The sequence below is a fragment of the Sphingopyxis chilensis genome, assembly GCF_035930445.1.
In the GTDB taxonomy this organism is placed as follows: Bacteria; Pseudomonadota; Alphaproteobacteria; order Sphingomonadales; family Sphingomonadaceae; genus Sphingopyxis; species Sphingopyxis chilensis.
This window is the reverse complement of the sequence record NZ_CP142394.1, coordinates 655,260-667,571: the sequence shown is the minus strand read 5'-3', so window position 1 is coordinate 667,571 and position 12,312 is coordinate 655,260. Positions and strand designations below refer to the sequence as shown.

Sequence of the window (12,312 nt, the reverse complement as noted above, 5' to 3'; positions counted from 1 at the left end):
GGCGACCCCGATGGGTCAATCTATGCCTGAGGATGGAGCGGGCGGCGGAAGGTCTCGGGAAGGAACAACAAACCGATCACCAGCGTGATCACCGCGACGATCACGGGATACCAGAGGCCGTAATAGATATTGCCCGTCGCGGCGACCATCGCAAAGGCCGTCGTCGGCAGGAAGCCGCCGAACCAGCCGTTGCCGATATGATAGGGCAGCGACATGGCGGTGTAGCGGATGCGGCTGGGGAAAAGCTCGACGAGCAGCGCAGCGATCGGGCCGTAGACCATCGTCACCAGCAGCACGAGGTAGAAGAGGATCGCGACGACGAGCGGTTTGTTCATCGCATCGAGATCGGCCTTGGCGGGATAGCCCGCGGCGGCGGTCGCGGCGGCGAGTTCCTGGCGGAAGGCTTCGGCCGCAGCCGCGCGATCTTCCTCGGCAAGCCGCCACGGTTCAGGCGCAACCAGCACGCGATTGCCGATCCAGACGTCGGCGGCCTCGCCGGTGTGGCGCGGGCGCGTCACGCTGGTATAGCTGACCCCGGCTTTGGCGAGCGCCGACTTGGCGATGTCGCAGCCGCTGCTTTCGAACTTTTCCTTGCCGATCGGATCGAACTGGACGGCACAGGTGCCGGGGTCGGCGTTGACCGTCACGGCGGCAGTCTGCTGCGCCTTTGCCATCGCCGGATTGGCGGCGCTGGTCAGCATGTGGAACGCGGGGAAATAGGTGAGCGCCGCGAGCGCGCACCCTACAAGGATGATCGGCTTGCGCCCGATCTTGTCGCTAAGCCAGCCGAAGACAATGAAGAAGGGCGTGCCGAGCGCCAGCGCGATGGCGATCAGGATATTCGCGGTCGCGCCATCGACCTTCAGCGTCTTTTCGAGGAAGAAGAGCGCATAAAATTGCCCCGAATACCAGACGACCGCCTGCCCCGCGACCGCACCGAACAGCGCGACGAGCACCCATTTCAGATTTTCCCAGCGGCCGAAGGCTTCGGTCAGCGGCGCCTTCGACGTCGTCCCCTCCTCCTTCATCTGTTTGAAGACCGGGCTTTCCTCGAGCTGGAGGCGGATCCAGAGCGAGACGCCGAGCAGGATGATCGAGATGAGGAAGGGGATGCGCCAGCCCCAGTCGGCGAAGGCCGCCTCGCCCATCGCCGAGCGGATGGCGATGACGACGCCGAGCGCCGCGAACAGCCCGAGCGTCGCGGTGGTCTGGATGAAGCTGGTGAAGAGGCCGCGTTTGCCCTCGGGTGCATGTTCGGCGACATAAGTGGCGGCGCCGCCATATTCGCCGCCAAGCGCGAGACCCTGGACGAGGCGCAGCAGGACGAGGAGGATCGGCGCCGCGACGCCGATCGACGCATAGCTCGGCAGGATGCCGACGAGGAAGGTCGACGCGCCCATCAGCCCCATGGTGACGAGGAAGGTATTCTTGCGCCCGACGAGATCGCCGATGCGGCCGAAGACGAGCGCGCCGAAAGGCCTTACCGCGAAACCCGCGGCAAAGGCCGCGAGCGCGAAGATGAAGCCGGTGGTTTCGTTGACGCCCGAAAAGAACTGCGCCGAGATGATCGTCGCAAGCAGGCCGTAAAGGTAGAAATCATACCATTCGAACACCGTGCCGAGCGACGAGGCCAGGATGACCTTGCGTTCGCTCTGGCGGGTGTCGATGGTTGCCGTTGCGTCCGTCATCCGCTGCCCCTTCGCCCTGTTATGGCGCGAAAGTAGACTTTAGCTGCTTGGCGTCAATGGTGCGCCACAGCCCCGCGATAACAGTTCGTCATTGCGAGCGAAGCGAAGCAATCCAGAGCGGTTTACGCTACTCTGGATTGCTTCATCGTTACGCTTCTCGCAATGACGAGGGTTTTAGCGTCAACCGACGCGCTTCACCGCGCCCTTGTGCGCGCCGACGCTCTTGTTGCGTGGGCGGAAGCGGCGCTTGCGCTGGCCTTCGGCGCCTTCGCCGGCTGCGCCGTCGCGGCGCGGGCCGCGATCGCCGCCCGGCTTGCCCGGACCGCGGCCGCGCATCGCATCTTCGCGCTGGCGCTGCGGATTGCGGCCCTGGCTGCCGGTGTCGCGCGGCGGCTGCACCGGCTTGGGCAGGTTACGCACCATCTCGTTGAAATTCTCGGGCAGCGGCATCGGTTCGGACTTGCTGCGGGTAACGCGCTCGATGTCGCGCATATAGGGCCGCTCGTCGGGGGCGATGAAGCTGATCGCCTTGCCCTCCGCGCCGGCGCGCGCGGTGCGGCCGATGCGGTGGACATATTGTTCGGGCACGTTCGGGATCTCGAAGTTGATCACATGGCTGACGCCCGACACGTCGATACCGCGCGCGGCGATGTCGGTCGCGACGAGCAGCTTGATGTCGCCCGAGCGGAACGCCTGCAGCGCGTGGGTGCGCTGCGACTGGCTCTTGTTGCCATGGATCGCCATCGCCTTGATGCCCGCGCCCGCGAGGTGGCGCACGACGCGGTCGGCGCCATGCTTGGTGCGGGTGAAGATCAGCGCGCGGTCGATATCTTCGCTCGCGACGATCGAGTGCAGCAGCGCCTGCTTTTCCTTCTGTTCGACGAAGGTCGCGTACTGGCTGATCTTTTCGACCGTGGTCGCCGCCGGGGTAACCGACACCGTCACCGGATCCTCGAGGAACTGTTCGGCGAGATGCGCGATTTCCTTCGGCATCGTTGCCGAGAAGAAGAGGTTCTGGCGACGCGAGGGCAGCAGCTTGGCGATGCGACGCAGCGAGTGGATGAAGCCCATGTCCATCATCTGGTCGGCTTCGTCGAGGACGAAGATTTCGACATCGTCGAGGCGCAGCGCGCGCTGGTCGATCAGGTCGAGCAGGCGACCGGGGGTCGCGACGAGGATATCGACGCCGCCCGACAGGTCGCGGATCTGCTTGTTGATCGGCACGCCGCCAAAGACGGTCGAGACGCTAAGCTTGGTGAAGCGGCCATAGTCGCGGCAGCTCTGCGCGATCTGCGCCGCGAGCTCGCGCGTCGGCGCGAGCACGAGCATCCGGCAGCCGCGCGGGGTCGGGCGGTGCGGATAGGTCAGGAGGTGATGGATCGAGGGCAGCGAGAAGCCGGCGGTCTTGCCAGTGCCCGTCTGCGCGATACCGCACAGGTCGCGGCCCTTCATCAGCGGCGGAATCGCCTGAACCTGGATCGGGGTCGGGACGGTATAATCCTTGGCGGCAAGCGCGCGATTGATGTCGGCGTGCAGGCCAAAGTCGTTGAAAGTCGTCATGAAATACTCACTATGAGCGACGCGCAGGCACATCCGTTCGGATCGAACGGACGGCGCACGGGCCGCGGGTTCGAAACGACCCGCGTGAAAGGGTGCCTCTGGGGACAAAGCGCTGGTCCGGCTCGTCCCGCGCCTGAAATCGGGCGGGAAAATCACGCTGCCGGTGGTTGCGGCGGGATATCCCGCCATGCTGCGCTGCACAATCATATGGCATGAGTTGCGCGATATTGCAAGATAATTGCTTGCTTCCCTCTTCCCGTTCGCCTCCAGCTTGTCGAAGCGCCGTTCTTTCTTCATTGATGGCGAAAGAAAAGAACCGTGCGGAGGAGGATCAGGTGTCCGAAAAGATCATCGTCATCGACGAGGGCACGACGTCGACCCGCACGATGCTGTTCGGCGCCGACGGCACCCCGCTCGGCAGCGCACAGCGCGAGATCCGGCAGCATTATCCCGCCCCCGGCCTCGTCGAGCATGACGCGGCCGAAATCTGGGAAGCGACGCTCGCCTGCACGCGCGAGATGGTGACGCGCGCCGGCGGCGCCGATCATGTCGCGGCGATCGGCATCACCAACCAACGCGAAACCGTCGTGTTCTGGGATCGCAACACCGGCGAACCGCTCGCCCGCGCCATCGTGTGGCAGGACCGGCGCACCGCCGCCGATTGCGCCGCGCTAAAGGAAGCGGGGCATGAGGAGATGGTGCAGGCGACGAGCGGCTTGCTGCTCGATCCCTATTTCTCGGGAACCAAGGCCGGCTGGGCACTGAAGCACTGGCCGCAGCTGAAGGAAGCCGGCGACCGGCTCGCGGTCGGGACGGTCGAATCCTATCTGGTCTATCGCCTGACCGGCGGCGTCCATGTCACCGATGCGAGCAATGCTTCGCGCACGCTGCTGATGGACATCGATGCGGGCCGCGGCTGGGACGACGGGCTTTGCGACCTGCTCGGCGTTCCCATGGACCTGCTCCCCGAAATCACCGGCTGCACCGCGACGGTGGGCACGACCGACCCGGCGCTGTTCGGCGGCGCGATCCCGATCTGCGGCATGGCGGGCGACCAGCAGGCAGCGACGATCGGCCAGGCGTGCCTGTCGCCCGGCCAGACGAAGGCGACCTTTGGCACCGGCGCCTTCATCCTTTCGGCCAGCGGCACGACGCGGCCCCGATCAGACAACCGCCTGCTCGCGACCGTGCTCGTGCAGGAAGGCGACGTGCGATCCTATGCGCTCGAAGGGTCGGTGTTCGTTGCGGGCAGCCTGATCAAATGGCTGCGCGACGGATTGGGCCTGCTGGCAAGCGCAAGCGAAAGCGAGGGGCTGGCGCGGTCTGTCGCCGACAATGGCGGCGTCTATCTGGTCCCCGCCCTATCGGGCCTTGGCGCACCGCATTGGCGGCCCGATGCGCTGGCGGCGCTGTCGGGGCTCAGCTTCGCGAGCACGAAGGCGCATGTCGCGCGCGCAGCCTTGGAGGCACAGGCCTATCAGGCGCACGACCTGAAATCCGCCTTCGCCGCCGACGGCGTCGATTGGGCGGAACTGCGCATCGACGGCGGCATGGCCGCGAACGACTGGATGGCGCAGGATCTCGCCGACATGCTCGACCTCGTGGTCGAACGCCCGGGTTTCGTCGAAAGCACGGCGCTCGGTGCCGCGATGCTCGCCGCAACGGGCGCTGGGCTTTATCCCGATCTGGCGAGCGCGGCGCAGGCGATGCGCGGCACCGCGACGCGCTTTACCCCGGCGCTCGATGCCCCGAAACGCAAAACGCGCCTTGCCGGGTGGCAAAGCGCGCTTGCAAAAGTCCTGGCGTGAGCCGGACGCGAATTAACGCTTGAGGGTGAGACCGCCGAAGCGCTTGTTGAACTTCGCGACCTGACCACCCGCGTCGAGCAGGCGTCCGGTGCCGCCGGTCCAGGCCGGGTGCGCGGTGGGGTCGATTTCGAGCGTCATCACATCGCCCTCTTTGCCCCAGGTCGAGCGCGTCTGATATTCGGTACCATCGGTCATCTTGACCGTGATCATGTGGTACGCGGGGTGAATGTCTTTTTTCATCTCAAATGCTCCTGTGCCGCTGGTTTCCGACCAGCCGCGTGAGTCGATGCTTCCCCGTCCGGGGCCGCGAAGCGGCGTCCCCTAACGGCGAAAGCCATAATTTGCAAGTGGTGCTTAATCGCTCGGCGGATCGGCGATCATCGCGGTGAACTGGCATTCGGTCGCCAGCTGGCCGTCCAGCATCGCCCGCCCTTCGAACTTGCAGATATTCCGCTTTGCCTGAAGTATGGTGACGTGGAGGTCGAGCAGGACGCCGGGTTCGACGGGCTTGCGGAACTTCACCCCGTCGATGCCCATGAAATAGACAAGCTTGGCCGAGCCGCCGAGGCCCAGCGATTCGACCGCGAGAATGCCACCCGCCTGCGCCAGCGCCTCGACGATGAGGACGCCAGGCATGATCGGCCGGCCGGGGAAATGGCCCTGAAAAAAGGGCTCGTTCATCGTCACCGCCTTGACCGCGTGGATCGAGGTGTCCTTCACCATCGAAACCACCCGGTCGACGAGCAGCATCGGATAACGGTGCGGCAGCAGCGTCAGGATCCGGCGGATATCCACCGGGCCCAATTCCCCTGCCCCATTTTCCCCGTCCGCCATCGGATCAGCGCGTGGTCGGTGCGGTGCCGGCCGGGGCCGGAGCCGGAGTTGCCGTTCCCTGCGACGCGCGCGCCGCATCCATCAGCTGCTGGTTGCGCTGCTGGACGAGCTGGCCGGGCTGGTAGCCGGCGGGGACCGCGATCGAAACGCTCGGGAGGATGCGGTTGAGTTCGGTCACCACCGCGTCGGTGATGTCGACATTGTTTTCGCGCGCGAGAACCGCATCGGGATTGAGCAGCAGGTCGATCTTCTTCGCGGTCATCGCGGCCTTGATCGCCTCGTTCATGCGAACGCTGATCTGGTCTTCGACATAGGCGATGGCGAGGTCGACCGGCGCGCCGATCTGGCCGAGTTCGGTCTGCGCCGCCTGACGCTTGTCCTGCACCGCCTTTGCGGCGGCCTGCAGCGCGGCCTGGTTCTGCGGCGTCTTTTTCGCCTCTTCGTTATATTTCGCGATCAGCACGTTGATTTCAGCCTGCAGCGTCTGACCGCGCGACTGCTGCTGGTCGATCTGAGCCTTGTAGGTGGTTTCGATCTGCTGCGACGCGGTGCGGAAGGCGTTCGAACGCGCGGCGGCGACGCGGACGTCGGCGACGCCGACGCCCTTCGCCTGCGCGAGGGCGGGAGCCGACAGGATGGGCGAAACCGACAGCGCGGCGATCGCCAGCGCGGAGGCGGCAAGAATTTTCTTCATCAGAATTGGGTTCCTACATTGAATGAGAAGCGTTTGGTATCATCGCCCTCTTCTTTGCGAAGGGCGTAAGCGAAGTCGATCCGGAAGGGACCGAAAGGAGAGTTCCAGTTGACCCCGGCGCCGATCGAGACGCGCGGCATCCAGGTATCGCCGAAGAAGCGTTCCTCGAACGGCGCGAGCGACGAGAATCCCGTCGGACAGGTCGTGTACTGGCCGGTTCCCGTCGTGACCCCATCGGTGGTCGTCGTCGTTTCGGTCGCGAACTGGCTGACGCCCGTCGTTGCGTTGCGGCAGAGGAACTTCGTGAAACCGTCGGCGGGATCGCGGAAATCGTCGAGAGTGGTCAGCGTCGGGCGCTTCACGCTGAACACCGACCCGACGTCGAGGAAGATCGACGGCCGCAGCCCCAGTTCCTTCGCGCCGGTCCCGAGCGGGATATCGAGTTCGACCCGCCCCTGATAATAGGCGCGCCCGCCGAGCGCATCGTCGATCTGGCCACGGTTGTCGTTGCTGGTGTCGATCACCGGATTGAGCGGATCATAGGTCGCGGCATAGCGGATGACGCGCGGACCGATGCCGCGAATGTCGAAGCCGCGCATCTGCGGTTCGCCGAGGAAGAAGCGGTCGGTCAGGCGGACCTTGTCGCTGGTCGGGGTCGGGCGCCCGCCGAACGGGTAGATATAGCCCCCCTCGGCCGAGATGTTGAGGATGAAGCGGCTGCCGAGATTGAAGTGTTTGGTGCCCGCAAGGCGCGTGCGAACATATTTGACGCTGCCGCCGAGCCCCGCGAAGTCCTGGCTCAAGGACAGCGACTGGCCGCGCGTCGGACGAATGCGATTGTCGCGGTCGTCATAGGCGAGCGTGTAGCCGAGCAGCGACGTCGTGCGGTTGCCGATCGCGTCGCACAGATAACGGCCGGCGACGAGCGGGTCGCATTCGTCGCCGAAATAATAGATCGACCTGTCGAGCGTCACATCGTCGAAATTGATGCTGTAGCGGCCAAAGAAGGACATGAATTCGGTCAGCGGCACGCCGACGTTGACCTGCGCGCCGGTCGTGACCTGTTCGAAGGTCGTGCGGCGATCATTGTCGATGAAGTTGAACGAATTGAGGTCGCGGCGATAGACGCTGCCGCCGATCGAGATGTTGCGGTCGAACAGATAGGGTTCGGTAAAGCCGAGCTCGATCGACTTCGAATAGCTCGAATAGTTGACCGAGGCTTGCAGTTGCTGGCCGAGGCCGCGGAAGTTGCGCTGACGGATCGAGGCCTGGAGCAGGAAATTCTCGATCGACGAGAAACCGGCCGAGAGCGAGAGTTCGCCGGTGGGCTTTTCCTCGACATTGGTTTCGAGGATGATGCGGTCGGGCGCGCTGCCTTCCTTGCGCTCGATCTCCAGATTTTCCTGGAAATAACCGAGGCTGTTGATGCGATTCTCGGTGCGCTTGACGCCGAAGCTGTTGAAGGCGTCGCCTTCGTTCAGGCGGAATTCGCGGCGAACCACCTTGTCATGGGTCAGCGTGTTGCCGTTGACGTCGATGCGCTCGACATAGGTACGCGGGCTTTCGCCGACGTTGAAGGTGATCGCCATCGTCCGGTCGTCGGGGTTGCGGCGGAACTCGGGATTGATGTCGGCAAAGGCGTAGCCGAACAGGCCCGCGGTCTCGCTGAGGCTTTCGACCGTGTCCTCGACCAGCTTGGCGTCATACCAGTCGCCGGTCTTCATCGGCAGCAGCTTCTTCAGCATCTCGGGCTGGAAGTCGCGGATTTCGCTCTGCACGTCGACGTCGCCGAACTTGTAGCGTTCGCCCTCCTCGACGACATAGGTGATGATGAAGTCCTGCTTGTTGCTCGTCAGCTCCGCCACCGCCGAAATGACGCGGAAATCGGCATAGCCGTTGGTCAGGTAGAAAAGGCGCACCTTCTGCTGGTCATAAGCGAGGCGGTCGGGATCGTAGCTGGTGTTCGACGACAGGATCGTCAGCAGCCCTGTCTCCTTCGTCGCCATCTCGTCCTTGAGGTCGCCGTCGCTGAACTTCTCGTTGCCGATGATGTTGATCTGGCGGACCTTCGACTTCGGACCCTCGTTGATCTCGAACACGACATCGACGCGGTTCTGGTCGAGCGACACCATCTTGGGTTCGACCGTCGCCGCGAAGCGGCCCTGCCGCTTGTAAAGCTCGATGATGCGCGCAACGTCCGCGCGCACCTTGGAGCGCGTGAAGATCTGGCGCGGCGCGAGCTTGATCTCGGGACGGATTTTGTCGTCCTTCAGGCGCTTGTTGCCCTCCAGGATCACGCGATTGATCACCGGGTTTTCGGTAACCTGGATCGTCAGCGCACCATTGTTGTCGGTGATCTGGAAATCCTTGAACAGCTCGGTCGCGGCGAGATCCTTCAGCGCCTGGTCGAGCACCGCGCGGTCATATTGCTGGCCGACGCGCAGGCGCAGGTAGGAAAGGATCGTCTGCGCCTCGAGCCGCTGGTTGCCGACGACGGTGATCGACTGGACCGTCGTCGCGGTCGGGACCGCTTCGGGCGCGGGCGCCGGGACGGTCGGAGCGGGGACGGGCGGCGGCGCAACCTCCTGCGCCATCAGCGGCGTCGCGAGCATCGTGCCGGCCAACAGAGCGACCGACAGCTGCGTCCGCGCCGAAAATTTGTGTGAAGCCACGCTGTTCATCCCGAAAAAATAACTCAAAAGCGACAAACCCGCCTGACCGCGGGCTCGCGCGCCACTCCCTGCCCCAGACTCGCTAGCCAATCAAGCGCGCGATCCGGTCCCACAGGCCCAATGAGCCCAAATCGTTGAAAGTTACGACCAGCATCAGCGTCGCGACCGCCGCGAAGCCGAAACGAAACGCCCATTCCTGCACCTGCAGCGGCGCAGGGCGCCGGCGGACTGCTTCATAGGCGTAGAATAGCAAATGACCACCATCGAGCATCGGCAATGGCAAGAGATTGATGAACCCCAGATTGATGGAAATCAGGGCGATAAAGAATATGAGCGAGGCAAGCCCGAGCGTCGCAGCCTGCCCCGAAATCTCCGCGATCTTGACCGGCCCGTTCATATCCTTGATCGAGCGGCGGCCGGTGAGGAACTGGCCGAGCACTTCGCCGGTCTGCCGGACGATCTGCCAGGTCTGGTGCAGCCCGACCGCGGGCGCTTCGAGCAGCGACACCGGCTGCAATTGCGGTGCGGGCGGCGCGAGACCAAGGATCGCGCGTTCATATTCCTTGCCGAACGGATCCTTTTCCTTGACCAGCCGCGGGGTCAGCTCGACCGCGCGCTCGCTTCCCGCGCGCAGCACGCGGACCTGCAGCGCCTCGCCGGGACGGTGCGCCACCGCCAGCGGGATATCGCCAAAGGTCTCGATCGACCGCCCGTCGATCGTGACGATCCGGTCGCCCGCGCGCAGCCCCGCGGCAGCGGCGGCCGACCCTGCCTCGATCCCGCCGGCGACGGGCGGCGTGACCGGCTTGCCGCCGATCCACGCAAAACTGGCGAGAATCAGGATCGCGAACAGGAAATTGGTGACCGGCCCCGCCGCGACGATCGCCGAGCGCTTCCACACCGGCTGCGCGGGAAAGGTGTGCGACTTCTGTTCGGCCGGCAACGCCTGCCAGTTCGCGTCGGGCTGGCTGACGGCGTCGCGGTCGCCCGCGAACTGGACATAGCCGCCGAGCGGCAACCAACCGATCTTCCACTCGGTGCCGCGCTTGTCGGTCCAGCCGAGGATGCGGCGACCGAAGCCGATCGAGAAGGTATCAGCCTTCACCCCGCACCAGCGACCGACGATATAATGGCCATATTCGTGCACGAAGACGAGCGGCCCGAGCACGAGCAGGAAGGCCAGAACCGTGAAGGCGAAACCCGGGGTCTCAAGCATGTTCTAATTGGTCCACAAAATGCTGCGCGGCCGCACGGGATGCGGCATCGACGCTGAATATGTCCTGAAGCGATGCGGGCACGGCCGGCGCCTCAGCATCGATGACCCGGCGCACCGTATCGACGATCGCGGGGAAGGAAATCCGGCCGGCAAGGAAGGCGGCGACGGCCACCTCGTTCGCGGCGTTGAGTTGCGCAGGTCGCGCGCCGCCCTCGGCGATCGCGGCGCGGCAGAGCGCGGTCGCGGGAAAGCGCACCTCGTCGGGCGCCTCGAAATCGAGCCGCGATATGGTCGCGAGGTCGAGCGGGGCGCACGGCGTCGCCATCCGCTGCGGCCAGGCGAGCGCGCTCGCGATCGGGATGCGCATGTCGGGCGAACCAAGCTGCGCGAGCGTCGAGCAGTCGATATATTCGACGAGGCTGTGGATCACCGACTGCGGGTGGACGAGGATTTCGATGCGATCGAGCCCGACGGGGAAGAGGTGGTGCGCCTCGATCAATTCGAGGCCCTTGTTCATCATCGTCGCCGAATCGACGCTGATCTTGGCCCCCATCGACCAATTCGGATGCGCGACCGCCTGCGCCGGGGTGACGGCGGCCATGTCGGCGGCGCTCATCGTGCGGAAGGGGCCGCCGCTCGCGGTCAGGATGATACGGCGCACCTGGTCGATGCGCCCGCCCGCGAGGCACTGGAAAATCGCATTATGCTCGCTATCGACCGGCAGGATCGTCGCGCCCGATGCGCGCGCCGCAGCGGTCATCAGCTCGCCCGCCGAGACCAGCGCTTCCTTGTTGGCGAGCGCGACGTCGTGCCCCGCCGCCAGCGCCGCCATCGTGGGGGCGAGGCCAGCGGTGCCGACGATCGCCGCGAGGACGAGGTCGGTGGGTCGCTGCGCCGCCTCGACGAGCGCTGCGGATCCGGCGGCGGTTTCGATACCGGTTCCGGCGAGCGCTTGCCTCAGCGCGTCGTGACAGCTTTCGTCGGCGACAACCGCAAGGTCGGGACGAAATTCCCTTGCAAGCTTCGCAAGTTCCCCGACGTCGCAATTGGCCGTGAGCACGGTGACGCGCCACGCCTCGCCATCGCGGCGGACGAGATCGAGGGTCGATCGCCCGACCGACCCCGTTGCGCCGAACAGCGAGAGGCGGCGCTGCGCCATTTCAGCCCGCCGCCCGCACGGCGATCTGGCCGACGAAGGCCAGCCCGCCGAGCAGCAGCGCCACCGGCAGCACGCCATCGACGCGGTCGAACAGCCCGCCGTGCCCGGGAATGAGCTTGCCCGAATCCTTGACCCCCGCGCGGCGCTTCATCCAGCTTTCGCCAAGGTCGCCGAGCTGCGCAAGCAGCCCCATGAAAAGGCCGATCCACAGCGGCACGCCGATGATCCCTGCGCGGTCGCCGATCGTCGCGCTGGCGATCAAGGCAGCAACCATCCCGCCGACCAGCCCCGACCAGGTCTTCGACGGGCTGATTTTCGGTGCCAGGCGCGCGCCGCCGAAGGCACGGCCAGCGAAATAGGCGCCGATATCGGTCGCCCAGACCATCCCGAACACCCACAGCGCCGCCGTCATGCCCAGATGATCGCGGACGAACCAGAGCCCGGCCATCGCGCCGACGACGAGGATCGGGCCGAGAATGTTGAGCGCGGCCTTGCCCCCGCCACCGAGCGTCATGCGCTTCACAAGCTGGAACCATTCGACGAGCACGAGCGCACCGCCGATCAGCAGCAGCAGGCCGAAGGCGATGCCGCCGAACCACAGCGCGGCGCCCGCAATCGCGAACAATATGATCGCCGACCCGGCCCGCACCCAGAGATCCGATTTCACCGCTGTCACCATGC

General features: G+C 65.3%; 10 protein-coding genes. 1 reads left to right on the top strand and 9 read right to left on the bottom strand.

All coding sequences use genetic code 11. The annotated features are described in order from the left end of the window. Positions 1 to 20: 20 nt before the first annotated feature. Entirely contained in the window at positions 21 to 1,688 is a 1,668-nt protein-coding gene (locus VSX79_RS03040) for an MFS transporter (protein WP_326914372.1), read from the bottom strand. A 180-nt stretch (positions 1,689 to 1,868) separates the two neighbouring features. Then, positions 1,869 to 3,248 carry a DEAD/DEAH box helicase gene (locus tag VSX79_RS03035; protein ID WP_179499433.1) on the bottom strand — a complete coding sequence of 460 codons (1,380 nt, stop codon included), beginning with the start codon at positions 3,246 to 3,248 and terminating at the stop codon, positions 1,869 to 1,871. A gap of 335 nt (positions 3,249 to 3,583) precedes the next feature. On the opposite strand from VSX79_RS03035, the gene VSX79_RS03030 reads away from it, so the two are divergent. After that, positions 3,584 to 5,056 carry a glycerol kinase gene (locus VSX79_RS03030; RefSeq protein ID WP_326914371.1) on the top strand — a complete coding sequence of 491 codons (1,473 nt, stop codon included), beginning with the start codon at positions 3,584 to 3,586 and terminating at the stop codon, positions 5,054 to 5,056. 12 nt (positions 5,057 to 5,068) lie between these two features. Here VSX79_RS03030 and rpmE read toward each other — a convergent pair whose 3' ends face one another. The 7 genes from rpmE to VSX79_RS02995 form a co-directional block, all read right to left on the bottom strand. Then, positions 5,069 to 5,296 carry a 50S ribosomal protein L31 gene (gene rpmE / locus VSX79_RS03025; protein ID WP_077030436.1) on the bottom strand — a complete coding sequence of 76 codons (228 nt, stop codon included), beginning with the start codon at positions 5,294 to 5,296 and terminating at the stop codon, positions 5,069 to 5,071. 114 nt (positions 5,297 to 5,410) lie between these two features. Further along, complete coding sequence (fabZ, locus tag VSX79_RS03020) at positions 5,411 to 5,890, bottom strand: 3-hydroxyacyl-ACP dehydratase FabZ (RefSeq protein ID WP_326914370.1); 480 nt, start codon at positions 5,888 to 5,890, stop codon at positions 5,411 to 5,413. A 4-nt stretch (positions 5,891 to 5,894) separates the two neighbouring features. Continuing rightward, positions 5,895 to 6,584, bottom strand: a complete 690-nt coding sequence (locus tag VSX79_RS03015) for an OmpH family outer membrane protein (RefSeq protein ID WP_179499436.1) — start codon at positions 6,582 to 6,584, stop codon at positions 5,895 to 5,897. Then, positions 6,584 to 9,265, bottom strand: a complete 2,682-nt coding sequence (gene bamA / locus VSX79_RS03010; protein ID WP_326915214.1) for an outer membrane protein assembly factor BamA — start codon at positions 9,263 to 9,265, stop codon at positions 6,584 to 6,586. Before bamA ends, VSX79_RS03015 begins: the two co-directional genes overlap by 1 nt. A 73-nt stretch (positions 9,266 to 9,338) precedes the next feature. Continuing rightward, the gene (gene rseP, locus VSX79_RS03005; protein ID WP_179499437.1) at positions 9,339 to 10,472 is read right to left on the bottom strand and encodes an RIP metalloprotease RseP; all 1,134 of its coding nucleotides are present in this window, start codon (positions 10,470 to 10,472) and stop codon (positions 9,339 to 9,341) included. Next, positions 10,465 to 11,631, bottom strand: coding sequence for a 1-deoxy-D-xylulose-5-phosphate reductoisomerase (locus VSX79_RS03000; RefSeq protein WP_179499438.1), 1,167 nt, complete (start codon positions 11,629 to 11,631; stop codon positions 10,465 to 10,467). The genes rseP and VSX79_RS03000 overlap by 8 nt, the downstream gene beginning before the upstream one ends. Before the next feature lies 1 nt (position 11,632). After that, positions 11,633 to 12,310 carry a phosphatidate cytidylyltransferase gene (locus VSX79_RS02995; RefSeq protein WP_179499439.1) on the bottom strand — a complete coding sequence of 226 codons (678 nt, stop codon included), beginning with the start codon at positions 12,308 to 12,310 and terminating at the stop codon, positions 11,633 to 11,635. Positions 12,311 to 12,312 lie beyond the last annotated feature (2 nt).